This is a genomic window from Vreelandella aquamarina (assembly GCF_900110265.1).
In the GTDB taxonomy this organism is placed as follows: domain Bacteria; phylum Pseudomonadota; class Gammaproteobacteria; order Pseudomonadales; family Halomonadaceae; genus Vreelandella; species Vreelandella aquamarina.
The window spans coordinates 24,073-49,663 of record NZ_FODB01000026.1 but is presented as its reverse complement, the minus strand read 5'-3'; the positions used below and the strand labels follow the sequence as shown (position 1 = coordinate 49,663).

General features: G+C 54.3%; 25 protein-coding genes. 9 read left to right on the top strand and 16 right to left on the bottom strand.

The window, feature by feature from the left end:
* The 3 genes from BMY49_RS17560 to BMY49_RS09025 form a co-directional block, all read left to right on the top strand.
* Positions 1–356, top strand: a 356-nt coding sequence (locus tag BMY49_RS17560) for a HipA domain-containing protein (RefSeq protein ID WP_208596185.1), incomplete at its 5' end; no start/stop codon positions are given.
* 45 nt (positions 357–401) lie between these two features.
* The gene (locus BMY49_RS09030; RefSeq protein WP_089675412.1) at positions 402–782 is read left to right on the top strand and encodes a gamma-glutamylcyclotransferase family protein; all 381 of its coding nucleotides are present in this window, start codon (positions 402–404) and stop codon (positions 780–782) included.
* Positions 776–1,066 carry a hypothetical protein gene (locus BMY49_RS09025; RefSeq protein ID WP_062360269.1) on the top strand — a complete coding sequence of 97 codons (291 nt, stop codon included), beginning with the start codon at positions 776–778 and terminating at the stop codon, positions 1,064–1,066. The genes BMY49_RS09030 and BMY49_RS09025 overlap by 7 nt, the downstream gene beginning before the upstream one ends.
* Before the next feature lie 25 nt (positions 1,067–1,091).
* On the opposite strand, the gene BMY49_RS09020 is transcribed toward BMY49_RS09025, so the two are convergent.
* The 7 genes from BMY49_RS09020 to BMY49_RS08995 are packed head-to-tail and all read right to left on the bottom strand — an operon-like array spanning position 1,092 to position 10,890.
* The gene (locus tag BMY49_RS09020) at positions 1,092–1,640 is read right to left on the bottom strand and encodes a hypothetical protein (protein WP_054645381.1); all 549 of its coding nucleotides are present in this window, start codon (positions 1,638–1,640) and stop codon (positions 1,092–1,094) included.
* Positions 1,637–2,635 carry an AAA family ATPase gene (locus tag BMY49_RS09015; protein ID WP_062360264.1) on the bottom strand — a complete coding sequence of 333 codons (999 nt, stop codon included), beginning with the start codon at positions 2,633–2,635 and terminating at the stop codon, positions 1,637–1,639. The genes BMY49_RS09020 and BMY49_RS09015 overlap by 4 nt, the downstream gene beginning before the upstream one ends.
* A gap of 18 nt (positions 2,636–2,653) precedes the next feature.
* Positions 2,654–5,482 carry a restriction endonuclease gene (locus tag BMY49_RS09010; RefSeq protein ID WP_208596184.1) on the bottom strand — a complete coding sequence of 943 codons (2,829 nt, stop codon included), beginning with the start codon at positions 5,480–5,482 and terminating at the stop codon, positions 2,654–2,656.
* Positions 5,483–5,492: 10 nt separating this feature from the next.
* Entirely contained in the window at positions 5,493–7,403 is a 1,911-nt protein-coding gene (locus BMY49_RS09005) for a site-specific DNA-methyltransferase (RefSeq protein WP_197746114.1), read from the bottom strand.
* 54 nt (positions 7,404–7,457) lie between these two features.
* Entirely contained in the window at positions 7,458–10,382 is a 2,925-nt protein-coding gene (locus BMY49_RS09000) for an SNF2-related protein (protein WP_089675411.1), read from the bottom strand.
* Positions 10,379–10,540: a hypothetical protein gene (locus tag BMY49_RS17410; RefSeq protein ID WP_161793470.1), complete on the bottom strand. Its 162-nt coding sequence runs from the start codon at positions 10,538–10,540 to the stop codon at positions 10,379–10,381. The genes BMY49_RS09000 and BMY49_RS17410 overlap by 4 nt, the downstream gene beginning before the upstream one ends.
* The gene (locus BMY49_RS08995) at positions 10,519–10,890 is read right to left on the bottom strand and encodes a hypothetical protein (RefSeq protein ID WP_044630645.1); all 372 of its coding nucleotides are present in this window, start codon (positions 10,888–10,890) and stop codon (positions 10,519–10,521) included. The genes BMY49_RS17410 and BMY49_RS08995 overlap by 22 nt, the downstream gene beginning before the upstream one ends.
* Positions 10,891–11,441: 551 nt before the next feature.
* On the opposite strand from BMY49_RS08995, the gene BMY49_RS08990 reads away from it, so the two are divergent.
* The 5 genes from BMY49_RS08990 (at position 11,442) to BMY49_RS08970 (ending at position 15,120) form a co-directional block, all read left to right on the top strand.
* Positions 11,442–11,960, top strand: a complete 519-nt coding sequence (locus tag BMY49_RS08990; RefSeq protein WP_244154939.1) for a DUF2201 family putative metallopeptidase — start codon at positions 11,442–11,444, stop codon at positions 11,958–11,960.
* A 39-nt stretch (positions 11,961–11,999) separates the two neighbouring features.
* Positions 12,000–13,034 carry a helix-turn-helix transcriptional regulator gene (locus tag BMY49_RS08985; RefSeq protein ID WP_089675410.1) on the top strand — a complete coding sequence of 345 codons (1,035 nt, stop codon included), beginning with the start codon at positions 12,000–12,002 and terminating at the stop codon, positions 13,032–13,034.
* A 73-nt stretch (positions 13,035–13,107) separates the two neighbouring features.
* Positions 13,108–13,611 carry an opioid growth factor receptor-related protein gene (locus tag BMY49_RS08980; RefSeq protein WP_062375374.1) on the top strand — a complete coding sequence of 168 codons (504 nt, stop codon included), beginning with the start codon at positions 13,108–13,110 and terminating at the stop codon, positions 13,609–13,611.
* A 97-nt stretch (positions 13,612–13,708) separates the two neighbouring features.
* A complete protein-coding gene (locus tag BMY49_RS08975) occupies positions 13,709–14,788 on the top strand; it encodes a PA0069 family radical SAM protein (protein ID WP_089675409.1) in 1,080 nt (359 codons plus the stop codon).
* A 38-nt stretch (positions 14,789–14,826) separates the two neighbouring features.
* Positions 14,827–15,120, top strand: a complete 294-nt coding sequence (locus BMY49_RS08970) for a winged helix-turn-helix domain-containing protein (protein WP_089675408.1) — start codon at positions 14,827–14,829, stop codon at positions 15,118–15,120.
* Here BMY49_RS08970 and BMY49_RS08965 read toward each other — a convergent pair.
* From BMY49_RS08965 to coxB, 4 genes are read right to left on the bottom strand one after another with little or no spacing between them, the layout of a single operon-like run.
* Positions 15,041–17,293, bottom strand: a complete 2,253-nt coding sequence (locus tag BMY49_RS08965; RefSeq protein WP_089675414.1) for a heavy metal translocating P-type ATPase — start codon at positions 17,291–17,293, stop codon at positions 15,041–15,043. The two genes, BMY49_RS08970 and BMY49_RS08965, sit on opposite strands and share 80 nt — an antisense overlap.
* Before the next feature lie 56 nt (positions 17,294–17,349).
* Entirely contained in the window at positions 17,350–17,694 is a 345-nt protein-coding gene (locus BMY49_RS08960; protein WP_054641095.1) for a hypothetical protein, read from the bottom strand.
* A 4-nt stretch (positions 17,695–17,698) separates the two neighbouring features.
* Positions 17,699–20,224 (bottom strand): cytochrome c oxidase subunit I, encoded by a 2,526-nt coding sequence (ctaD, locus tag BMY49_RS08955; RefSeq protein ID WP_089675407.1) that lies wholly within the window; start codon positions 20,222–20,224, stop codon positions 17,699–17,701.
* Entirely contained in the window at positions 20,221–21,285 is a 1,065-nt protein-coding gene (coxB, locus tag BMY49_RS08950; protein WP_089675406.1) for a cytochrome c oxidase subunit II, read from the bottom strand. The genes ctaD and coxB overlap by 4 nt, the downstream gene beginning before the upstream one ends.
* Positions 21,286–21,353: 68 nt before the next feature.
* On the opposite strand from coxB, the gene BMY49_RS08945 reads away from it, so the two are divergent.
* Entirely contained in the window at positions 21,354–21,812 is a 459-nt protein-coding gene (locus tag BMY49_RS08945; protein WP_044630639.1) for a DUF2231 domain-containing protein, read from the top strand.
* A gap of 49 nt (positions 21,813–21,861) precedes the next feature.
* Here BMY49_RS08945 and BMY49_RS08940 read toward each other — a convergent pair whose 3' ends face one another.
* The 5 genes from BMY49_RS08940 to BMY49_RS08920 form a co-directional block, all read right to left on the bottom strand.
* Positions 21,862–22,287: a CopD family protein gene (locus BMY49_RS08940; RefSeq protein ID WP_044630638.1), complete on the bottom strand. Its 426-nt coding sequence runs from the start codon at positions 22,285–22,287 to the stop codon at positions 21,862–21,864.
* A gap of 92 nt (positions 22,288–22,379) precedes the next feature.
* Positions 22,380–23,243: a DUF2797 domain-containing protein gene (locus BMY49_RS08935; RefSeq protein ID WP_371827824.1), complete on the bottom strand. Its 864-nt coding sequence runs from the start codon at positions 23,241–23,243 to the stop codon at positions 22,380–22,382.
* Positions 23,227–23,511, bottom strand: coding sequence for a YeaC family protein (locus tag BMY49_RS08930; RefSeq protein ID WP_058578321.1), 285 nt, complete (start codon positions 23,509–23,511; stop codon positions 23,227–23,229). Before BMY49_RS08930 ends, BMY49_RS08935 begins: the two co-directional genes overlap by 17 nt.
* Before the next feature lie 41 nt (positions 23,512–23,552).
* Positions 23,553–24,404 (bottom strand): rhomboid family intramembrane serine protease, encoded by an 852-nt coding sequence (locus tag BMY49_RS08925; protein WP_044630635.1) that lies wholly within the window; start codon positions 24,402–24,404, stop codon positions 23,553–23,555.
* A 200-nt stretch (positions 24,405–24,604) separates the two neighbouring features.
* Positions 24,605–25,591: a metallophosphoesterase gene (locus BMY49_RS08920; protein ID WP_058578319.1), complete on the bottom strand. Its 987-nt coding sequence runs from the start codon at positions 25,589–25,591 to the stop codon at positions 24,605–24,607.

The following is a 25,591-nucleotide window of genomic DNA, read 5'->3' as shown; positions in this document are numbered from 1 at the left end:
ATCCGTCCTATGTTGGTTGTGATCTGGCGAGATCAATCAACAGGATACGCCACCCTCTCTACTGCCCTCCATACACAAGAACTGAGCTTAACTCGGCATTCTCTATTGGCTACCAAAACAACGCCATGCAGCTTTTATCTCGTGACTGGAAACTGCTAGCTGAGCAGAGCCAGCTTAGCTATCCGTTTATCAAGCGAGAGATTAAACGTCTACGAGAGTTACTGCTTCGATTTGCCGACTCAAAAGAGATGCAGCAAGCACTGAAAGATGCAGGATTACCCGATAACGCTTGGTTACGCTTGCAACAACAGCGCCACCACATTGTAAAGCAGTGCAAGAAAGCGGCGCTTTGGTAACGTCACCCTTTTGCAAGACACTCGATAATCAAGATGAGCAACCCAATGAATCACCTTCACCAAGCCATTCAGCGCTGCCCTCGGGTGGCGGTGTACGGCACGTTAAAGCACGGGCATCGCAATCATCATTGGTTAAACGGCGCAGATATGCTGGGTCAAGACCGTTTAACGGGGATCACACTTTACGACCTTGGCCCCTACCCAGGCGCTAAGCTCACGCCATCCACAGGCGTTACTGTGGAGGTGTATGCCATTAACGCTGAACAGCTAGCGCGGCTCGACCAGTTAGAGGGCTACTTTCACCACGCGCCAAGCCAAGGCCTCTATAACCGCACGACTCTCCCTACCCAATACGGTGACGCTTGGTGCTACATCTACAACCCAGCCGTTGAGCAAGGGTCGCTGATGGACAGTGGCGAGTGGTAGTCATCACTACGTTATGGTGTCGGCAACACCTAAAGCTAACGCTAGCCCCCGAGCCGCTGCGCGAACTGCTGAAAGCCGTTCTACCCGATCGCGACCACCGCCGTTTAGCCACCATTCCCGCCAACCACCTAGCCCAGCGCCGCCTAACCCCCGGCAACGTGCGTACAGCGCTAGACCAACTGGACTTACGAGGGCTGCCCATCCGCTTGAATACGCTACTGGATGCGCTAACGCTGGAAGAGCGCGAACAGCAAGGGCAGCGCCAGCCGATGGGGTTTGTGTAGGGTAATGAACGCCAAGAAAAGCCGCCTACTGCTGGCTGATACGCAGTATAGGGCACTTGGTCATCAGGCGATTCCATTGATCAACGTTGAACGCCTGCACATCAAAGGATTTGCGCCAACCGCTATAACGCGGCCCAGACACCCATTCTGTTCGCCAGAGCCTGTCTCGTAAACCTGCTAACTGAGCAGGCTCTAAGTCACTCAAACCTATTAAGGTAATATAGCGCAGCGGCTTATTGACGACGCCATACTCCAACCCCAAAAAGATAAGGCTGTCACGCAGTTTCGGGAATAAATGCCGCTCGATAAGCGATTGGCTGACGATATCCGCAAGAAAGCGTTGCCTCTGCTTTTCTCGATGCTGTTCAGGAATAGCACCGCTCTCTGGGTCTTTAATTTCCAGCAGCCATAATTGCGTGTCCCACTCCACAACAAAATCAACGCCACCCTTTAATAGATGCGTTAAACCAGCGGCTGCCACTTGGTCGTCTAGCTTAATTACTTGACGAGCTTGAGAAAAATCAAAGTATAAATCAGACTCGCACCACTCCGGCTTTGCCTCCCAGGGTTTCACGAAAAGTCCCCCAGCGAGTGACGAACTTCCAAGTCATAAAGACGCTGAAACTCGTCCGCAATTTTATTAGGCCGAATGTCCCGGTAGCGGCTGAAACTATGTGCAATAACGCCATCCTCCTGCGTCAGCTCAAGGGAGAAGTAGCGTGTAGGCGTCTCCTGACGCGCAAAATCCAATTCCCGCAGAAAGGCGTAATCGTGGGTTGCTACAAATACTTGCACACCACGCTCTGCAAGCATAAGCAGAATTTTAGCCACTTCTGGCATGAGCGCAGGGTTAAGGTTCGCTTCTGGCTCATCCCAAAATAGTGTGTTGTTGGCAAATAGCGAGCCATTATGGATCAACTGCCAAATCAGAGCCAATTTGCGGTGCCCTTCTGCCACCAGCGACATTTCCAACTTCTTACTTCCTGCGCTAAGGTGAAATTCATCCCCCTCTAATGTCACCTTTCCACCTACCGTCTTGCGGATGAGCTCTAATAGTGGCTTTTCATCATTGAGTGGCATTCCCTTGCGGGCAGGCAAGTAAGCTTGTTTGATAATATCGTAATAGACTTCCTCGAACGCGAGCTCATATTTATCATAGAGCGAGATAAAGCCGGGAGCGAAAGAGAGCACCTCTTTAACGGGAATGAATACGGGGGAACGCTCGACAGCCCACTCACCCTGGAGTTCAAACGTGTGATGCCTAGTGGTATCAAAGGTAAGCGATAACGACTGGGCCGCACTGTTGGACAAGCTAATGCGCGCCGTATTGCTGCCTTTTTTGCGGTTAACCAAGCGTGATACTTTATCGCCGCTAGGGCGAAAAACCGCCGCCAGCTTCTTTTTCAGTTCAGCCGCATCGTGACCCTGCATCTGCAAGGCATACATTAATTTCATGATATGCGTTTTACCGGTGCCATTGGCACCGATAAGCACGTTCACGCCCGGCGACCACTCGAAAGAGGTTTCCTTAAAGGCGGTAAAATTCTCCAACGCCAGGGTTTGGAACATACGCTTTCCTTCAGTGGTTTACTGAGAGATCAGTGCACTTAAACTGCTGACTTCCTTGAAAGTAACATCATCAGTCAGCGAGAAGTGCTTATGCCCACATTCAATCTTTAAGCTTTCATTACGGCGCAGGTCTGTCTTGACAGTGCTGGACTTGGTTTCAGCAACGAAGTAAACCCGCTCTTCATTTTCAAACACTACTGCCCAATCAGGGTTGTAGGTGCCCAGCGGGGTGGCAATTTTGAACTTGCCCGGCAGCTTGAAGAAGAACCTGACGCGAGGGTCGAGCGAACACTCATGGGCAAAGGTGTTTTCTACCTCGCTGTCGCTCATTACACAGCTGAAAGCGTCGCCCTTAGGGTCTTGAGTATCGCTCTCTAGCGGTTGGGCTTCCAGCAGAGTTTTGTTCAAGGGGGTGGTTACATCATCGCGGGTTTGCGGGTAGACGCTGCTCAAGTAGGTTTCTACAGGCTCATCAAACAGTGTCATCTCGTAGCGTTTGCCGTTGATTTCATGGTACTCAATGCCTTTCACCAGCAGCGCTTGAAGCTCAGTTTTAATCGCAGTAACCACGGTATCCAGAAACGCCTGGGGGTTGATCAGCAGCTCATCCAGGCGATTGGACTGGTCAAGAATCGCAAATAAGGTGGCGCGCGTCAGATGCACACGGTTTTGAATGTAGGCGTAAACATCCGGTACCGGCACGTTTTGGTAACTGGCGTTGCTTTCATCAATACCGGTTTCCACACCCTGAATACCTTCCTCATTCATGTGCAGCTTGGCTTTGCGAGAGCGCACCTTGGGAGCCTGAACTTTAGGATACTGGTTAGTATCCGTTAAAACTTCCACGCATTTTTCAATCAGCTCAGGCGTATCCAGTGTCACGCTGTAGCGGGTCTGGTAATTGATGCGCTGCCAGATCGCCTTGAAAAGCGCTTCGTCTTCAGCACTCAGCGCCTTGCGCTGTACACGCGCCTTGGCGCGGGCATTTTTCACCCGGCCTTTGAAGCTGACATCGGTTTCGTCTTCAATTTCCTGCTGCAGAGTGCGGGCAAACACCTCGTAGCTTTCATTGGGAATCACCGTGAGCACATTGATGCTTTTGTCGTGTATCCGTTCCCCCTGTTGGTTCACCGCTAGACGCAAGCCACGGCCAATCTCCTGGCGCTTTTTCATCTGGCTCTGGGTTTCGTTCAGGGTGCAGATCTGGAACACATTGGGGTTATCCCAGCCTTCGCGCAGGGCCGAATGGCTAAAAATAAACTGCAGCGGCTCTGCCATATCTAACAACCGCTCTTTGTCCTGCATGATCAAGGTATAAGTATCATCATCCTTTTTAGAACCGCGCTCGGTGCTATCCACCCATATTTTTTTGGCGGCGGCCCCTTTGCCTTTTTTATCGCCTGAGAAGTAGCCGTTATGTACCTCGCTGGCAGAGTAAGGAATCAAATCTTTATAGTGCGCCTTGGCGGCGTACTTTTCGAAAGCCTCTTCAAACCACTGGGCAAACTTGCCGGGTACGGCATTGCCTTCATCATCATAAGCGCGGTAATTGGCGACCTTGTCAATAAAGAACAGGCTGAGCACTTTAATGCCGCTTTCCTTGACTTTTTTCAGCTTGGCAAAGTGCGCGGCCACGGTGCGTTCGATCTGAAAGCGCATCACATCATCACTTAGGCCGCCCCGCTGTTCGTTCAGGCGCAGGACACCGTTTTTATTGAACTCAATTTCGGTATCGCTTAAAAATTCATTAAGAATGAACCCATCCGCATAGACTTCACGGTACTTGGATTTTTTATAGAGGTCATCGCCTACCTTGAGGCTCACGCTTTTTCGCTTAACGCCGGTTTTTTCATTAACGTCTATCACCACCTTGGCAGTTAATGATTTGGCCTTTTGTTCAATGGCAACCAGCTCTATAAACGCCTGATTCTGACTTTGATCCGACTCAACACCATCCACTTCAATCTGCTTGACCAGCCCCAGGTCATAGGCCTGCACCGGGTCTAGTTTATACAGTAGGTTATAGGGGTTTTTATGAGTGGCCGAATAGCGCAAAGTGCATAACGGGTTGAGATTGCGTATGGCTTTACGGCGAATATCCGTTTCAAAGTTCTGCGGCTCATCGACAATCACAATCGGTTTGACCGCTTTGATGTACTCAATCGGCGCGAAGGCTCTTTCGCCTTTCTGGTTGATTTTATTGATGCTTTTTTTCTTGGTGGCGTTGCTATCATCAATATCTTTGGAAAAACTGTCGATATTGATCACCAGCACGCTCAACGCATCGCTTTGAGCAAAATGGCGTAAGTCATTAGGCCGATTACTGTCGTAGAGCATTGGTAGACAGGGCACGTTGGCATAGTCAGCGGCGAAGTGGCTGCGGGTGACTTCCAGGTTTTTCATGGTGCCTTCACGGATTGCTACGCTGGGCACTACCACAACAAACTTCTTGAAGCCGTACACCTTATTCAATTCATACATGGTGCGAATAAAGGTGTAGGTTTTGCCGGTACCGGTTTCCATCTCGATGGTTAAGTGTGGGCAAAACTCGTCGCTTACCTGCCCCTCATCGCTCTTGACGGTCCAGCGGTCGGCCTGCAGCGTGGCAACGGTTTCAATGCCGTTGCTGGCCTGCACCTTGTGCACATTTTCCAGCACCTGCTGTTCGGTGAGCACCAACGAATTGCCAATACTACCATCCCCGGCGTAGTTCACGCTGGCAGTGGAACTGACCAGTTCAAACTCCCCGGTGGCCAGCGGCTGGCCGTCAAACACCTGCACGACCGACTGCACCGCACGCTCCTGGTAGGCCTGATGAGTAAACTGCAGCGTCATCTTGTGTGACATATCAAGCTCCTTAAATTACCAGCAGGCTGATATCCTGCGCGGCCAAATCAAGCTGCAGGTTACTCAGCTGTTCATCACCTTGCGCCCCCACAAAACAGGAATTGAGCATGATGACCTGGGCCGGGCTGGCACTGAGAATCTCATCGCGCAAGGCCTCAACATAGGGTTCAAAGCATAGCCACAGGTAGCGGTCATCTTCTCTTAACACGCGGTGAACGGTAATGCCGCAAGCCAACTTGCGCGGCTTGCTGATTGCATGAACACCCAAGGCCCCCAGGCCATTTTTAAGCAGTAGCTCGGTGAGCATAGCGATCTGTTCATCAGGGGCTTTTTCAGTATTCTGCAAAGCATCGAGCTGTTGGCGAATAGCGCCGGGGTCGCTGATATCGCTGTTCCACACCTTGAAGTTGCTGGGTGCCAGGGTGAAATTCGCACAGGCCAGCCCTTCCGTTTTTTCCGGGTGTTCGGCTTTTAGCTTGGCGATAACTTTTTCGATACGGGCACGGGTAATATCCGCAATTGTGCGGTAACCGGCCTTATAAGCCTCGCTATTTTCTTCGAGCTTTTCGGGGAGTTGGACGCTAATGGATTGGCGGTTACCGCCGTCTTCAGCGTTAAGTTCCATTAGTGCGTGGGCTGTAGAGCCTGACCCTGAGAAGAAATCGAGAACTATATCATTATCTATAACAGCCCCCACTTTTAAAATTCTCTTTAGCAACCTAACTGGTTTAGGCCCATCAAAATAGCCTTTATCGTCAAATAGTTCTTTTAACTCTTGCCTTCCCTCTTGATTATGACCCACTTCGTCATGAAGCCATAAAGTAGTGGCAACCATACCTTGCTGCACGTCTGTTAGAAATCTTTTTAAACGAGGAACATTATCTCCATTAGCTCCGAACCAAATCCTATTATCTTCAATCAGCTCTTGCATTCTTTCTTTACTTGTTGACCAGCATCTGCCATCTGCAGGTTCAACGACTCGCCCACTTGGTGTAGTTATAGGATAGTTATATTTTTCTGAGTAGGTCTTTACTGTCAAATTGTCTGATATCCAAACTCCTCTAGGATCATTATCTAAATTTTTATAACGCTCATTTGCTGCTTCGGTACGTTCAAGTCTGCCTACATTAAAAAATCTTTTTGATTTTGCATATAAAAGCACATAGTCATTGCTATCAGACAAATATTTTGCATCATTTTTTGGCGAAAATGCCCTCTGCCAAACTATTTCTGCAATAAAATTTTCTTCCCCGAAAACCTCATCACAAAGCAACTTCAAATTCGCCGCTTCGTTGTCATCAATACTTATAAAAATAACGCCGTCTTCACGTAGCAGGTTGCGTGCCAAATAAAGGCGGGGATACATCATCGATAGCCAAGCGCTATGGTATTGACCACTTTCTTTGCTGTTTTTCTTCCATAGGCTTTGCTTGTTCAAAAACCCTGCTTCGTTCTTTTCCCCAGTGCGCTTTTGATATTCATCAAGCGTTTCAGAGTAGTCATCCGGGTAAACAAAGCTGTCGTTGCCGGTGTTGTAGGGCGGGTCAATGTAAATCATCTTGACCTTACCGTAATAGCTTTTCTGCAGCACACGCAGCACTTCCAGGTTCTCCCCTTCAATCAGCATGTGCTGGGCGCTTTCTGGGTTGTTGGCATCCGGCCGTAGGGTGTGGCTGGTTTTCTTTTGAATTTCACGCCGTGCGTCTTTTTTACCTGCCCAGCTCAGCTCATAGTGCTCGGCAGGTGCCAGGCGCTCTTCTCCCATCAGCTCTTTGAGGCGCTCCAGGTTTAACTGGTTGTCGCTAATCACTTCAGGAGCGGTTTGGCGTAGCAGGTTTAAAAGCTGCTGCTGTCGCTCTTGCTGGGCATCAGGGCTGTGTCCTAGTTCATTAATCTCAGTCGTATGATGGCTTGTGTCCATTAGATTCTTTCTCCTGATGCGGTGTGGTTCTATCCTGATATTGCTTAAGTGCCGCTACACTACCTGCCAACGTAGGGTGAAGAGCAGTTCTGTTTCAGTGGTTTCCTTCAACCTAACCTGCAAGGAATCAATCAGTTCGTCGCGTTTGTCGATGATCTCATCTTCGGCATTGAAAATTTCGCGGCGTTGCTGGCGCTGCTGGCGTTCGAGAGCGGCGATTTTTTCCTGATAGGCGTTTTGTTCCTGTAGGGTGATGGCCTTACGGGCATCGCGCTTGTGCTGTTTAAGCTGGGCCTTGGTGTTTTTAAGGGCTTCTTCAGCGGCCAGCAGTTTATCGTCAGCCCACTTTTCCAGCTTGTCGCGCTCTTCCATAAATAGCCGCTGGTTATCTTCCAGTAGCTCGGCCGTCACCGCTTGCAACTGGCACTGGCTATTTTCGACCAAGGCCGCTGGGGGCTGGAGCGAAATAGCGCTTGGCACGCCCCGAGCTTCTACCGACATTAGTTTTTCACAGGCTTCTTGGTCCAGCAGTACGCCACTATCGGTCATGCCGCTAAACAGTAGCCGTTCAGTGGTTTCAAAAGCGGTAAAGGCTAAGCGCTGCAGTGTCAGCCAGCCAGACTGCCCAACCAGCGCTTCCACCTGCGAGAGCTTGGTTTCATGGCGTTGGTAATCAAAGGTGACACTTGCCACTGGCGTAGCTGCCTGACGAGCCTGCTGCAAAGCCCACTCCCCCAGCGGATGGCTCAAACGGTAGGCATGGGCCAGCATGTCCGCTTGAGCGGCCCCACGAATTAGTTGATAGTGTCCCGGCGGAGCGTGTTGACTCACATCACTGGGCACATCCTGCAGGGCAAAACTATAGGTTTGTGGCTCAAAACGGGCGCACTTGGCCAGCGCATAGCGGCTAACGCCCCAAAACCAGCGGCCTATTTTATCCAGCCGGGCTTCAGCTTCGTCCAGCCGCAGTTTAAGCCGGTCATGAACGTCTTCATCGAAGTTTTCTAGCAACTTTTCCTGGGTTTCCTGCACGCGGTGGGTAATCACTTCTTCTAGCTCGCTTTGCAACTGATTGAAGGCGGCTTCAATTTCCTCTGGCGTGCGGCAGGTATCATAAATGGTCAGAATACGTTTTTCGAAGTCAATGCCGCTTTCAATGCGTCCCAGCACTTCATCAGAGGCACCAAACACGCCGGAAAACAGATTGAGCTTTTCTGACAGTAGCTCCAGCACGCGTTGATCCGCCTGATTGCGGGTATTAAGGAAGTTGATTACTACCACGTCAAACTGTTGACCATAGCGATGGCAGCGGCCGATACGCTGTTCAACGCGTTGGGGGTTCCAGGGCAGGTCATAATTAATCAACAGTGCACAAAACTGCAGGTTTACCCCTTCGGCGGCGGCTTCGGTAGCAATCATGATATCCGCGCCGTTTTTGTCTCGGAAATGGTCAATCAAGGCAGTGCGCTTATCAATCTGTGCCGAACCAGTCACTCGGTCGGTGCCTCTGTGCTCTTCCAGCCATTGGCGGTAGATCACTTGGCTTTCCGGGTGGTTATTGGTACCGCTAAACAACACCAGCTTGCCCGCGTAGCCGTTAGCTGAGAGAAACTGGTGGAGGTACTCCTGGGTGCGGCGCGATTCGGTAAAGATAATCGCTTTGCGCGGCGCACGATAGGCCTGCATGTTCTCAAAGCCAAGGGTTAAAGCAGAAAGCAAGGCGCTGGCTTTAGTGTGGTCATTCAGGTTACTTGCTTGCTCAATAATGCCCCCTAGTTCAGCCATTTCTTCTTCTAGGGCACGCGTTAAATTGGTGGGGTTATTAGCATCTGCTGCTATTGCTGCCGACGCGCTCTCTTGAGTTTGTTCTTCTAATGCTTCAAGCGTATCGCTTTCCAAGTCTTCTTCATCCGCCAGGGTGTACCACCAGCTGGAGCCATTAGACACTGAGACTAAATTTTCATGCATCTCCTTAAGCTGCTGTTCCAGACGTTGATAAATACTGCTAAGGGTACCCATAATGGCTGGAGTACTAGAGGCAAGTAATTTACGCAGAATCAGACCTGTCAGATGGCGCTGACTTTTCGGCAAAGCAAAAGAGTACTCACGCTGCAAAAAGGCTGAGACAGCATCGTAAACTGCTTGCTCGTCATCAGTTGGCTCAAAGGGTTGAGTAAGGGCTTTGCGCTGAGTGTATTGCACATATTCCAACACATCTTTACGCAATGTGCGGTGGGTAAAGTGTTTTATCCTTTCGCGCAATTCCGGCAGGTTAGCATCATTATTCACAAACTGCTTACGGAAGGCTTTATCGTCGCCAAATAGATGCTCATCAATCAGAGTAGACAACCCATAAAGCTCCATGAGCGAGTTTTGCAGCGGCGTGGCGGTCAACAATAGCTTTTTACGCCCTTCCAGGGCGCGGCGTAATGCTTGTCCAATACGGTTGCTTGGACGATGGGCATTGCGCAGTTTGTGGGCCTCATCCAATACGACTAGATCCCATGGAATACCGCGCAGCTCTTCTTCCAGTCGAGTCGCAAAATGATACGACATAATCACAATGTTGCTACGCGTTATGTATTCGAGCGTCTGCAACACATTTCCGACTGCCTCTTGGCGCAATACAGCCGCATCCACTACTTTGGTGGGGACTGCGAATTTCTCATACAGCTCTTGTGCCCATTGCTTACGCAAGCTGGCGGGTGCAATTATCAAAATACGGCGACGACGCTCCGCCCATAGCTGGCAAACTACCAAGGCGGCCTCAATGGTTTTACCTAACCCTACTTCATCAGCCAGCAGTACACCTTGTTGTAGCGGGTTACGCATAGCAAACAGCGCCGCTTCAATTTGGTGTGGGTTTAAATCCACACTGGCATCAAACAGAGACTGCGATAGGCGATCAACCCCCCTATCAGCATGGCGTTTGGTTAACTCGTAGGCATAATATTTTGCGTGGTAGGCGGTGATGCTCATTTAAAATCCTGTGCAGAAATAAACACTAACACGTTCACCCGCTCCTGAGACGCTCCTAAATACTCCACCTTCGGGTTCGCAGCCCAAACACTGGTATTCATGTCGACCAAGATCACCACTGGTGCTTCCAGCCCTTTTACCGCTGCAACATTAAACATACGCTCGTTGTACTGTGGTTTTTGTTTTTGGAGCGCTGCGCTTGCAACACTTGGCTGTTAGCCACCTTAAAGGGGGTAAGCGGTAAAATATCCTGCGGTTGCAAGCCGTCTTGCTCCAGTTCGGCAATTGCTCTCTGTAACAGCGGCCATTGGTCTTGGGGCCTTTTCCACGTGTAAACAGCCACTGCTTTTTGGCTGCTGGGCAGGTACTCCCCTGGCTCTGCGACAGCGTCGTGACGCTCTTTTAGCCAGCAGGCAATTTCATAGGCATTGCGGTAAATACTCGCCTCAGTACGGGAAGGCAATGCTTCTAACTCAGCGTCGCTTAGACGTGGATAAACCGTGACCATTCTACCTCCCTGTCAGATTGCGGTGGCTACTTTGCCACTCTTGGGCTTAATCAAGCTAAGCTAACTTGCCTAGTATTCTACGCAAAGGTGTGATGTCTGGCATCTGCTTAGGTAATACGCGTCCTCAGATCACCCAATCACGCCATATCTCTACCCCAGCCATCGTGCCGCTTGTTGGCGCCCCTGATGCTTCCACTTGTCAATCTCGATGGTGGTCTTGACTAATCGTGGCATTCCTTATTCACCATTATGCTTTTAGGGTGTATAGCTGCCTTGCCATCTGGTCTATTTTTCTCGCCACGCTAACGTCACTAGCCAGCGCTCCGGCAGCACTTTAGCCCCCATGCGGCACACATAACGCCTAAGTATGCATATTCAAAAATAACGCGACATTAGTTGTCGCATCACCACCATAACGTATGCCTCTAACATCAAAAAGAGTAAAAGTGATGGTGATGATGCCCGATTGTTTACTTACTGATGATTGCGCTCGGCAGGAGCTTGTGAAGTGGCAGGCGGATCGCGACACATGGGCCGAAACGCTGCCTGTTATGAGCTTTTTTAGCCAGTTCTTAATGTTGTCTCCTATTACTGATCAACATTTCGGTAGCGCCAGCACCGATGGTAAGTTTCTCTATTTTTGCCCACGCTATAGCGCCACACTCACAGAGGAATCGCGCCTCTATTTACAGGCGCATCTGATTTGGCACTGTGTGGCAGGCCATCTTACCGCCCCCTTGGTGGCTAGCCGGCATCGTTGGCACCTGGCGTGCGACCATGAAGTGAACACGCTGCTGCTGGCGTTAGGTGTTGCGCTACCGGTTGATGCACCGCTGTTCCCGGTGTGCGTGGGCCGCAATGCAATGGAGGTGTATCGCTGGTTGGAGGGGCACCCTGACACATCGCTCGAAGTGACGGCAGATACTCACCCTGCCGAGCTTTGGTGGCACTTGCCCAATGCGCAACCCGATGTGCGAGTTGCCATGCTCTGGCGCCATCGCGCCCACCTCATCACCAAAGCGACCCATGAGTTACCCGAGAGAGTCGCTAAGTTTTGTGAGGTTCGGTAAACTCTTCATCTTTATCACAGTGGCCAAGGTTGGCTTATTATGTCTGATGCACGCGACACGCTCTTTCGTTATTTAACCATGCTGCAGCTGATTCCCCGCTTTCCTGGGCGTATCGCGACCCCTGTGCTAAAGGAGAAGCTTGCCGAGCGTGGTTTTAAGATCGACACTCGCTCCCTACAGCGTGACCTTAGCCAGAAGCTCTCCACTCAGTTTCCGATTGGCTGCGACGATAGCCAGAAGCCTTACCGCTGGTATTTTGATCGTGATTTTCAGTGCCAGCTACCGGCACTGGATGTACCCAGCGCCTTAACGCTGGTGCTAGCGGAAGAGTATTTAAAAGGGCTCTTGCCTCCGGTGGTGGTCGGGCAGTTATCGCCCCACTTTACCGATGCTCGGCGGTTATTGGATGAAATGAACGCCAACGGGCTTAGCCAATGGGCGCGAAAAGTACGTGCCATTCCCAACGGTAAAGCGCTGATTCCGGCTGAAATAGATGAGTCCACTTGGCAAACTATTTCCGAGGCTCTACTAGAGCAGAAGACGGTTGATGTCGTCTACCTGTCGCGCTCCAGCGAAACAGAAAAGCCGTTCACGCTTCATCCGCAAGGCATCGTCAGCCGCCATAGCGCGACCTATTTACTGGCCCATGTAAACGGATTTGAGGATTTGCGCCAGTTTGCCCTGCATCGCATTAAACAAGCCACACTCAGCCAGCACCCCTGGCAGGCACAGCCTGATTTTGATATTGACCGCTACATTCAGGGCGGCGCGTTTGGTTATCGGCAAGGGCCGAGCGATGTGACGCTGGAAGCGGAGATCGCGAAACCTGTGGCGTGGTTGCTGCAGGAAACACCGCTTTCTGAGACGCAAACCATTGAAGCCCTCCCCGACAGTAACTGGTACCGGTTAACCGCCCAAGTGCCGGATGACCAACAAACCCTCTGGTGGCTGATGGGCATGGGCGCCAATGTGAAAGTCACCGCCCCTGCCACGTGGCGTGAGGCATTAAAAAAGAGTGCTGAGCAGGTACTAGCGCACTACCAGGACACAACGCTCACCTACGAGACACACTGAGGCTTTGTACGAAAACTGCCTGCGCTCGGATTGGCGCTGCATGGCCACGCTGAAACGTTAATGGGGAGACATAATGGATAACGATACCCGCTTACTCGCGTTTTATCGCGGTGAATCCCCCGATCATAAAGGGCGTTTACTTGAAGATATCTGGGCGCTCTCGCCTTTTTGGCTAGAGCATACCCACGATTATATCCAGTGGCTGTTTCCTATCCCAGAAGCGAGTCGTTTTAATAGCTTTGCGCCGCTCTTAACGCCTGCGGTGCAAACAGCTTTTGCGAATGACGAGCACTTACGCCACCACCAGCAACGCTCACTGGATGTAATGTTAAATTTTTTGGGGCTAACACGGGATGGCAACATCATCACCGCTCAGCCAACGCTATCGATACAAACCCATATCTGGTTGAAAGCTGGGGGCCACAACCATCTGCGTATTACGCGCATGATTCGGTCGTTAGCGTTATGCCACCAACCAACTTTGGCCCGCGCGCTCCAGCAAGCGGTTATTGAGATTGGTACGCAGCATGGCGTGGTATCAGAAACGACACTACAGTACTGGCACGAAGCATTTTAGCTCAGCATGAGCTAGCAGCGTCGTGCTTGCACCCTCTTTCATACGCCATATACTGTATGTTTAAACATATACAGCGACATATCTTACGAGGTGGCAGATGGCGGCGTTTGACCCTTCCCGCACTACCGTGCATAAAGGGCGTGGTGCAACCTACGACCCACATAACCGCTTCGCCCCTACCCGCAGCGTGGCGGAGGATGACGGCTGGTGGCAAGAGGAGGCCACCACCTCGCTGGCAACAGAAGTGCGCGAGGAAGCCAGTAAAAGCGCGCTCTCTTGGAACAACTCTCCAGATTTACCCTTTGATCGTTCGCTTAACCCGTATCGCGGCTGTGAGCATGGCTGTATCTACTGCTATGCGCGCCCCTCCCACGCCTATTGGGATTTGTCGCCAGGGTTGGATTTTGAAACCAAACTGATCGCCCGCCGCGGGCTTGTGGAGCATTTAAAAGAGGAGCTTTGCCACCCTCAATACGTTTGTCGCCCCATTAACCTCTCCGGTAATACCGACTGTTACCAGCCGCTAGAGGCCACCTACCAAACCACCCGCCGCTTGCTGGAACTGCTGCTAGCTTGCCGCCACCCGGTGACGCTAGTGACGAAAAGCACGCTGATTTTGCGAGATATAGATCTACTAGCAGAAATGGCGGAGCATCGCTTGGTGCGGGTGTTCGTGAGTTTGACCAGCCTAGACGCTAACCTAAAGCGCACGCTGGAACCCCGTGCGGCATCGCCGCAGGCGCGCCTGAAAGTGATTCGCGAGCTAAATACGGCGGGCATACCGGTGGGCACGCTGGTATCGCCGATTATTCCCGGGCTGACCGACCACGAAATTGAACGCATTCTGGAAGCCGCCAGCCGTGCCGGGGCGCGCACCGCGAACTGGATGCTGCTAAGGCTACCCCACGAGGTCGCGCCGCTGTTTGAAGCGTGGCTAGAAGCCCACTACCCCGAGCGCGCCGCTAAGGTAATGAGTTTGATGCGCCAGTGTCGGGGCGGTAAAACCTACGATGCTGCCTTTGGTAAGCGCTTTCGCGGTGAGGGAGTATTCGCTGACTTAATCGCCCAGCGGTTTCAGCGTGCTAGCCGCCAGTGGAACATGCAGCCACGCACCGAGCAGGGGCTGAATACCCGTGATTTTCGCCCGCCCCGGGCACAGGGGGATTTATTTGATTAGACTGCTGGCATACCCATCACTAAGAAGACGCCCTCTCCATGTCGCTCAGCAAAACAAAATCCAGCTTTTACCGCCGCCTTTACGTGGCCCACTTGATTGAGCAAGGCGTGGCCAGCGTACCCGCGTTGATGGAAGCCACCGGCATGCCGAGGCGCACCGCCCAGGACACCATTACGTCCCTGGGGGAATTGGATATTGAGTGCGTGTTTGAAAAAGGCGAGGGCGAGCGCCACAACATTGGCCACTACACCATTAGGCAGTGGGGCGCGATTGACCCGCACTGGGTGGCATCGAACGCTGAGCGCTTAGGGCAGGTGCTGGGCTATCGCTAGCCTCGTCAGGCTCTGCCCACGCAAGGCGCGCTGTGTTTAACGTCACGCTGAGCGAGCTTGCCGCCATCGCCAGCACGGCGGCCAAGGGCGGTACCGCCATCATGATCACCAGCCCAAGCGCCAGCGTGTTATAGAGTGCCGAAAACACTAGGTTTTGCACCATAACTCGGCGGGTGCGCTTAGACAGTGCCAATAGCCTCACGATACCGCTCACCCCAGGCCAAAGCAGCTGTGCGGCCGCTCCTTCGCGGGCGGCTTCGCTGGCTTGCATGGGGGCGACGCCCACCCCGGCTTCGGCAAGGCTTAAGGTATCGTTCACCCCGTCGCCCACATAGAGCGTGGGCGATGGCAGCGCTTTGAGCAGCGCCGCTTTGGCTTCCGGCGAACGCTGGGCGTAGCAGGCGGTTTTTGCTAACCCTACCTGCTGGCCAAGCCAGCCCACCGGCCCCTGGCGGTCGCCGCTGATCAGCGCCACGATGTACCCTGAGCGCTGTAGTTCGGCAAGGCTTGCTTTCGCATCGCTTACCGGCTGGTCGGCACAGTAGAGCGTGGCGAGCCAACCGCGGCTGTTGGCCACTACCACCTGTGAAGCAAAGGCGTAGTCAGGGTGTTCGGCGTTATCTGGCAAGGGCGCGCCAAGCTGCTGCTCTATCCATGCGGCGCTACCTAACCACCACTGCTCTCCGTTTTGAAACGTTACTTGCTGGCCTTTGCCGGGATAATCTTCAATATGAAGTACGTTATGAAATACTTTATGAAGCGCTTTGGGCGGCGTTGCTGTTTCAGCCTTGTTCGCCCAGTCCAGCAAACCGCTGGCTAGCGGGTGTTCGCTTTGACTAACGGCGCTGTGCAGCATCGTCTGAAAAATCGTGAGATCTTCGCCTTGGCGCAGCGCGGCATGCACTACCTGATGCTGCCCACGGGTGAGCGTACCGGTTTTATCGAAGGCAATACCGCGTACTTTCGCCAGGGTTTCAAAAGCAGCAGGGTCGCGAAGCGCAATGCCCTGCTGTAACGCTTGGCTGCTACCGGCAAGGTTTGCCAGCGGCACCGCCAGCCCCACCGCGCAGGGGCAAGCCACCACCAAAACAGACAGCGCACGCACAGCAGCGTCTTCTAGACCAAGGCCCAATAGCAGCCCGAGTGGGAGTGTCAGCACAGCCAGCAGCAGCGCTACGGGGCTTAGCCATGAGGCAAAGCGGTCGGCCAGCTTGTGCAATTCGCCCTTTTTTGCCTGGGAGCGGCGCATTTGCTCGCACAGATTATCCACCCGCCGCTGGCCGACGGTGGCCGTCACAGTCACCTTCAAAGGCGCTGCGTTTAGCCCCGCCGCATAGCGGCAGCCCGCGTATACACGCTGCCCAGCATGAAGATAACGGGGCACGCTTTCCCCAGTGAGCGTGGCGGTATCCAGCCAGCCGGGCGTTTCCAGCAGGCCATCCAAGGGCACCTGCTCACCGGGGGGCACTTCAATCACGGCTCCCATGGAGACTTCCCCAACGGGCTGCGTGTCGCGCTGCTCGCCTTGGCAAACCACCACATCAGCCTCCGGCAGCCTTAGTGCATCAAAGGCTTTAAGCCCCCGCTGCCTGCACAGGGTTTCGACCAGCCGGCCCACCAGAAGCAGCACAATCAGCATCACCGCAGTATCGAAATAGACCTCTGAAGAGCCGCGCAGCAGCAGCCCTACCGATACCGCCATGGCGCCAAGCACACCCAGGCTTACCAATACATCCATGCCGGGGCGTCGGGCCAATAGCGTACGCCACCCCGCTCGGTAAAACGGCAGGCCGGAATAGAACACGACGGGCAGTGAAAAGGCACCGGACACCCACGCGACGACCAGCTCTATGGTGGCATTGGGCAGCGCGCCCACGTAGATCAGCAGCGACGCCAGCATGGTCCACATACCCAACACTGCACCTACAATCAGGCGCAGCGTGAGGTAGCGGCTCTCTTGGGCTAAGCGCTGCTGGGCATCTTGCATTGGCTCTAACTCGCTCAGCCGATAGCCCAGCCGTTTCACCACGGGGGCTAACGCAGCCAACTGGGTTGCTGAGGGAGAGCCGTTTACCCATACCGTTGCAGTAGGGTAATGAACGCTGGCCTGAGCGACGCCCGGTACGCGAGCTAGCGCGCCCTCTACCGCCAGCGCACAGCTGGTGCACCACATGCCATGAAGCGTATAGAGCGGTGCGTCGTCATTAGCAGGCGAGTCACTGTTCACGGTTACAGACAAGGCGGCACGCCAATGATGGGTAGCCCCGCAAACGCCACGCCAAAGGCAGAAAACAAGTAGAGCCAACCGGATACCACGGCATGAAAGCGCTGACGCCCCTGATGCTGCTTGGCTGTGCGGCAGCACCCCCAGGCCAACAGCACAAGCCCAGCAGCACAGAGAAGGGTAAAACCGCCCAGACCTGCGTTGAGTAGCGTGAGTGATCTTGCCTCCGGCGGCGGTGGATTTACCGCACAGGCCACCGATAGGCCGCTATAAACGGCCACAAACCAAACGCTCCAAAGCGTTAGCCCCACTATCAAATGGATAGGGTGGGTAAAGTTAAGTCGTTCCATCGCCCTACCCTCCTAACACGCGGGGCAGCACCGCTAGCGCCCCTATGAGCAGCCCAAAGGTGACCACGTTATAGCGCCATAGCAGGGCTACTACGCCCGGCTCGAAGGGAGCATGAGCGCCCACATAGCCATAGCCCACACGCAGGCCTTGAAGCACGGTCAAGACGACCGCTAAACCGCCGTGGAACAGAGCGTAGACAAGGCCGACCAGCATCACCGCATCGTGGGAGGTTTGTGTGGGAGCAAGCTCGGCTTGCCACAGCGCCCAGCCCGTTAGCCCCACTTGTAGTGCGCCTAACGCAGCGGCTAAATAGAAGCCTGCACCTAGCCCGGCGTCACGCTGCTGGCGCAGCCCACGTACCAGCTTTTCCATCACACCACAACCGGCTAAAACCGCTACGCCAGCTGCACCCATTAATATGAGCGATAGCGGCGGCGACTCTGGCATCTGCCATTGCGGTGAAACGGTCCAAAGGTAGAACCAGCCAAACAGGTAAGAGAGATAAAACGATCCGTTGGCGATCAGAAAAACACCCATCGCCCAGAGGCCGGGGCCATCCATGGTGCGCGAGTGAAGCGGTGGGTCGCCGGGTTTGACGCCTGCATCCGGTGCCGCCTTGGGGTGGGCACCGTTCTCCCAGGACCAGCGCAGCAGAAAGATACCGGCAATCATCACGAACACGCCTGCCAACGCGTACACCTTGGTCAGCAGGCTCAGGCACACCACCGCCAGCGCGGCAGCGGCAAACAGCGGCCACCAGGAGTTACCGGGCAGGTGGATAATCTCGCGCACCTTGCCTGAAATTGGATCGGTGCCCCACATCTCCCTTCTGCCGTGGGAAGCCACCGCCAACGAGTGCTTACCCTCGGCCATGGTATGAGGCAGATTTGGGTCATCCCACAACGGGTGGCGGGTTTCGACATTGGGAAGGCTGACAAAGTTATAGGCGCTGGGCGGCATGGTGTTGGCCCACTCCAGCGTATCGGCATTCCAGGGGTTATGCTTGGCAGGCTTGCCAAACCGAAAGTGCAGCGCGATATCCAGCAGCACCATGGCAATCCCTGCCGAGAGCACAAAGCTGCTGATCGACGAGAGCAGGTTAAAAATCTCCCAGCCCGACCCTGCTTCATAGGTGTAAATCCGCCGGGGCATACCGAGCAGCCCGGTCCAGTGCATAATCAAGAAGGTGCCGTTAAAGCCCAGGAAAGTAAGCCAAAACCCCCAGCGCCCCAGGTTTTCGGAGGGCATTCGCCCGGAGAAGAGCGGCAACCAATAGTAAAGCCCGGCGATCAGCGGGAAGAACATGCCCCCCACCAGCACGTAGTGCATGTGAGCCACTACAAAGTGGGTGTCGTGCACCTGCCAGTTAAACGGCACCAGCGCCAGCATGACGCCGGTTAACCCACCACACACAAAGATAATTAAAAAGCCCATCACCCACAGCATGGGCAGCTTCATTTTGGGTTTGCCAAGCCAGAGCGTGGCTATCCAGACAAACACCTGAATCGCCGTGGGCACGGCCACTAGCATACTGGCCGCCGAGAAAAACGCCTGGGCCAGCTGCGGAATGCCAATGGTGAACATGTGGTGAACCCATAGCCCAAAGCTGATAAAGCCCATAATGGTGATCGCTGCCACTACCCAGCCGTATCCCACGATGGGCCGCCCGGCAAACACGGGAATCAGCGTCGAAATAATCCCGGCAGCAGGCAGAAAGATGATGTACACCTCTGGGTGGCCAAACAGCCAGAAAAGATGCTGCCATAACACTGGATCGCCGCCGCCCGCAACTTGGAAGAACGGCATGCCGACCGCGCGCTCGAGTTCTAACAACACGCTGCCCAAGATCAGCGGTGGGAAGCCCACCACGATCATTAGCGCCATGGCGAGGATATACCACGCAAACAGCGGCATCTTATGCAGCGCCATGCCCTGAGTGCGGGTGCGTAAGATAGACACCACCAGCTCCACCCCCGCCGAGAGCGCCGATATCTCCACAAAGGTGATGCCCAGCAGCCAAAAATCAGAGCCCAAATCCGGGGCAAACTCTTTACTGCTCAGCGGCGTATACATAAACCAGCCGCTTGAAGGCGCCATCTCAATAATTAGGCTGGAGGTGAGGATAATCCCGCCAAACAGGTAGCAGAAATAACCCAGCGACGTTAGCCGTGGGCACACCAAGTCACGGGCACCAATCATTTTAGGGATCAGGTAAATCGCCAGCCCCTCCAGCATAGGGATGGCGAACAGAAACATCATCACCGTGCCGTGCATGGTGGTGACTTGGTTATAGATCTCCGGCGACATAAAGTCCTGGTCGGGCATCGCCAGTTGGGTGCGCACTAGCATGGCGAGAATGCCGCCAATCAGGAAAAACACCATCCCGGTGATCATAAAACGCAGACCGAGCGTTGTATGGTTCACGATGGTGAGGGCCTTTAGCCCTTTCGGGTTGCCCCAAATGTCATGTAGGTCTTCGTGTAGTTGCTGCGGGTCCTGCTCTACCGCCTCTTGATTCACGCTCTTCATGGGGTCAAGGTCTCCAGCCAAGCACCCAGGGCATCCAAGGTGTCCTTATCAATATCGTCGTGGGCGGGCATTTTATTGCCCGGCTTCAGCGTTTGGTGCTGCTGCAGCCACTGGCTCACCGCGCCCTCTTCCATGGCCATCACACCGGCACCCAGCATCGTGCGGCTACCGATATCCGAGAGGTTCGGCCCTACATCGCCCTGGCTGACGCCAGCCACTCGATGGCAGCTCGCGCAGTGGGTCGCAAAGGCCTCTCTTGCGCTATCGTGGGCTGAATCTTGGGTCGCTAATTCGCTTAGTTCTGCGTCTTGGCGAGCTGCCAGCCATGCATCGAATGCTTCACGAGGCACGGCTTCGACGTACAAATGCATATGGGCATGGCCCACCCCGCACAGCTCGGCACACTGGGCACCAAATACGGCGGGCTCATCGGCTTCCAGGCGGATTTTATTCACCCTTCCTGGCAGCATGTCGATTTTGCCGCCCAGGCGCGGCACCCAAAACGCGTGAATGACATCCGCCCCGCTCACATGAAAATCCACCGGCTCCCCGGCGGGCATGACGAGCTGGTTAGCGGTGACGACTTCGCCGCCTTCGGCGCCTGGGTAGCGTACCTCCCACCACCATTGGTGGCCGATCACTTCAATCACTTCAGGCGGCTCGCCTAGCGGGAGCGGCAGCATGCGCTGCCCGGCGGGCACCCCAAACATCAGCAGTGCAGTCACACTGGTGATCGGCAACACAAGGCCTCCACCAATAATCCAACGCCGGGCAATGCGTCGTTCTTGGGCAGGCGTGCGCTCCACGTTGCGCGGCTTGAAGGCGTACAGCCAAACCACGGTGACACCAATCAGCACGATGGTGGCAAAGCCCAGCATTACCCACCAAATTAACCGAACGTCTCGCGCGGCGGGGCCTGCAGGGTCTAAGATAGATCTGTCGCCAGTACAGCCCGCGACACTGAGCAGCAGGCTAAGCCCTAGCCAGCAGGCGGCTTGACGGGCTCGTCGCGATGTTAAACACGACATGATGGCGGACGTAGCGCTATTGCGTTCCCTCATTAGCGTTTTCCCTGAAGTGCAGTTGATCTGTCCGACTGTTTTGCTTTGTCTAACCACAGGAAGTGACGATGACACCTACTCCCCAACGCTCGATCAAAAGCCGCGCGTCGCTGGCGGGCCATCCACTCCATCCGGTAATGATTCACTTCCCGGTAGCGGCGCTGATGGCACTGGTCGCTTGCGATATCGCCTACTGGTATACCCAAGATACGTTTTGGTTGCGCGGCGGGCTTTGGCTGGCGGGTGTTGGCGCGTTTGGCGGCTGGATTGCGTCGGTGGCAGGCATTATTGACTTGGTCTCGGTAGCACGCATCCGTCGACTGATTACTGGCTGGAGCCACGCCATTGTGGCTGTGGTCATGCTCTCTCTGGCGTCGCTGAACTGGCTGCTGCGTTTCACTGAGCCCAGTGCGGTGCTGCCGTGGGGGTTGACCATCTCGCTGGTAACGGCCGGCTTGATTGCGCTGGCCGGGTGGCTCGGTGGCCAACTGGTGTACGAGCACGCGGTGGGCGTTGAAGTAGAATAGTAACCCGAGCGGCTCAATGGCAGCCCGTAATTGGATATTGGCCATTGAGCTAGCTCCACTCCAGCGGTTTAGAGAGCACAAACCCTAGCACGCCAAAGATGCCCACCAGCGCCAGCAGCAGCGCACACAGGCTGGCTGCCTTCACCCCTTTAAAAATTCCCATTTCCAGGCGCAGGATAAGCCAGCCAAAACAGCCGTGGGCAGCTACCATTAACACCACGGCCCCCAGCTTTAAGATCAACCAGCCGCCTAACAGGCCATGTAACAGAAATAGCAGCGTGCCTGAGGCAATCGCAGCGAGTGCCGCCGGGGTAGCAATGGAGTTATAAAAAAAACGCGGCATGGGCGGCGTGCCCTGAGCGAAGCCCGCATCTTTACGTAGCTGAAGCGCCTGTAATAAAAGTGCAGGCAAATAAAGAAGAGCGCCGCACCAAATGACCAGCGCGGCGATGTGCAGCAGTTTTAGCCATGGCATCGAGGCTTCCTTGCGTTACTAGGGCAGAGTCTATTGTGACCCTGATAACCTTAGTCAACCGATGCCATTCTGGCTAGGCAAAACGCCAAGTTTCACTCCACCGAAATCTCGTAACCTGTGAATTTACGTAGATTTATCACACCCGTATCGAACATGAGATACTGCCCTTTCACGCCCTGAAGGATGCCTTCAACCAGCGGCTGCTTATCAAAATTATGAGAGACTACTTTGCGGGGAAACGCAGCCACAGGATAGTCGAACTGCAAAGGCGCTTCGTCCAACGTGCGGATGGCATCCTCGCCGTGAACACTGCGTAGCTGACCCAAGCCGTCTGCCAGTTTACTCAACAAGCGATCACGCTCAGCGCGCAGGTCGAGTGGTTCTACCTCACCTTTTAACATGGCACGCCAGTTGGTGCGGTCGGCCACCTGCTCTTTGAAGAGCATCTCGACGAACCCGGACTGCTGGCGGGTATTCACTTCGAGAATCGGCAGCGCCTGAATAGCGCCTTGATCCAACCAGCGGGTGGGCATTTGGGTTTTGCGAGTAATGCCCACCTTCAAACCGGAAGAGTTAGCCAGATAAACGATGTGGGGCTGAAAGCAGTGCGCCTCGCCCCACTCCGGCTCGCGGCAGGTGCCTTGGTAGTAGTGGCAGGACTCTGGCTTCATGATGCAGGTATCGCACTGCGCCAATCGCTTAAAGCAAGGGTAGCAGTAGCCTTGTGCAAAGCTTTTTTTGGTTGCCCGACCGCAGTGGGTACAGGCAATAGCACCGCTCCATGCAAGGCGCATGGGGGAGCCAATACGCTCATTCAACGCCACCCGATGCTCACCAGCGCACAGATGGTAAACTACTTGCTCGTCTTGGCGGCTAGGCAGTGCCGCCGCCATTTTTTGCAAACACCCTTTAACGGGAGAGACCTCGGGGATTAACAAATCAGTCACGCGTGGCATCCCGGCCAAGGCCCGCCATTTCTGGGCTAACGCCTGCGCCCGTCGCACCTGCCCCGCAGGTACGCCGCTCCAAATAACCTACGCGGTTCTCTTCCGGTACATTGTTTTCAACTTCATAACGCATGACAGCTTCCAAACACAGCTCGGTTTGCTCCGGCGTTAAGCGGCGGCCGTCAGGCCATTTGCGTAGCGACACCCCTTGCTTAAGGCTTTCATAAATCGCAGGCGTCATCTGGCTGATCATTTTATCGAAGGTCATATCGCTCACGGTTAGCACCTCAAGTATTTGCTGCTTTCAAATTGGCGGCGTTAGGCTTTGCTACGTTTGGAGGAATAATACCAGCCCGTGGCGAGCCCCACGAGCAGCCCGCCCAGGTGGGCTTCATTGGCCACGTTGCCAAAGCCGACGGTACTGGCGATATCGGTCATGGTGAACACCATCCAGCCGAGCATAAACACCACCAGCATTTGCGGCACGAAAAAGCCACTGTTCGGGGCACGGCGGGACATGAGCCACACGTGGCCCAATAGCGCATAGACCACGCCGGACATACCGCCAAACAGCACCGTTCCGGTCACGTATTGCGCCAAGTTGGCACCGATACCGGCGACGAGAAGCAGGAGCAGCATCGTTTTACTGCCTTGGCGCAGCTCGATTTGCCGTCCGAAGTACCACACCCACATCAGGTTGAAAATCAGGTGCATCCAGCCAAAGTGCAGAAATGCAGGCGATAACAGCCGCCATACCTGCCCCCCCATCACGGTGTCTGCCAGCGACCCATATACCAATTGGCCGCCGGAGATACCCACCGGCACAATGGTGAGCGCCACAATTAGCAGATCGCCGAAAATGCCGCTTAGGGCAAATACCAGCAGGCTCACGCCGATCATTAACGCCGTGACCGGCACTTGGCGTAGCGTGGCAGCAAGGCTGTGGGCCGCAGGCGGGCGTTTGGGCCGGGTAGCTTCAAGAATCAGCGGTTCGCCTCGCTCCCAGCGGCTAACCAGGGTACGTAACTCTTCATGTTGGCGGGGGTCGGCCACCCAGAGCAGCTGGCCGTCCGCTTCGTCGGTGATCCGGTGGCCAATACGGTAGTGCCATAACGCTTTGCGCAGTGCCTGTGTGTCTGCGCCCGCGGGTAAGAGCATGACTGGATGCATGGCATCTCCCTTCTATCCAAGTGGTGGTCGCGCTTTAGCGCCGCTTTACCAAAGGATAAACAAAAAAATCCGGCGGAGGGGGCCGCCGGATAAAAGCAAGGGATCATTCAAGGGAACACTTACTCTGATAGCCGGCAGCTAGATTAGTTCAGCAGTTTTGCAAAAATTATGTAACCATTTGTAAATCATCCACAGCACGCTTAATCAAAATCTATTTCCCAGGGTTTGGGCAGCGCACGCTCCTCTTTAGGTACTTGAATCCATACGAAATGATCAGCGTTCAACTGGGTTTCACCGCTCCAACGATAGGCAACCAAACGGCCAAACTTTACGGCGCTGTAATCCAAGCAGGCGATATTTGCGGCAGGCAGGGCGGGAATTCCTTCGCACCAGTAGTGGCCAATAAATAGCGGCGGCTGCTCTGGGCCGTAATAACTTAGCCGCTCTCGCTCACTGTCGGTGAGTGGTCGCGCTTCCAAATCGCCGGGCAGGTTATCTGGCTGAAATACCACATCTCCCCACTGCTGCGGGTTAGCTGCCCAAAAGTGGGCGCGAAAGCTTTGTCGGGTAAAACCGTCCCCCGAGTGAATCGCGACACCTTTTGGTAACCGGATATGGGGGCCACGGGTAAGACGATCAAGTATTCGATACGCCTGGGAGCCTGGGTCGTTGGACTCTACCAGAAACTGATCATCCATTCGGGCAGTCGGTAAGCGCTGCTTGAGCTCGCTGATCAGCGCATCATCCCAACACGCGTGTACCACGCGAATACCGTCTAGCTCTAGAAACAGCGGAATGGTTTTGAACCAGGCCAGCGTGTCTTCCCACTCGTTGGTATGGTGGCGATACTGATCAAGAGTGTCTTGAATAATGCGGTTGTGGCGCGGGGTATGTTCGCGCAGCCAGCGCTTGTGGCTGCCAGAGGGCGCGGGATGGGTATAGGCCAACGCGTTATACTCGTGATTGCCCATCACAATATGCGCTTCGCCCGCCTCTACCATGCGCCGTGCAATCGTGACCGCCAAGCGAATACGTGGCCCGCGATCAATCAGGTCGCCCAAAAAAATTACTTTGCGCCGCGGGTGGCGATAAACACCGCCGCGCTGGTGGTAGCCAAGCTTTTCCAGTAGTGCCGCTAGCGTGGCACCGCAGCCGTGGATATCACCAATTAAGTCGTAACCCTCCAT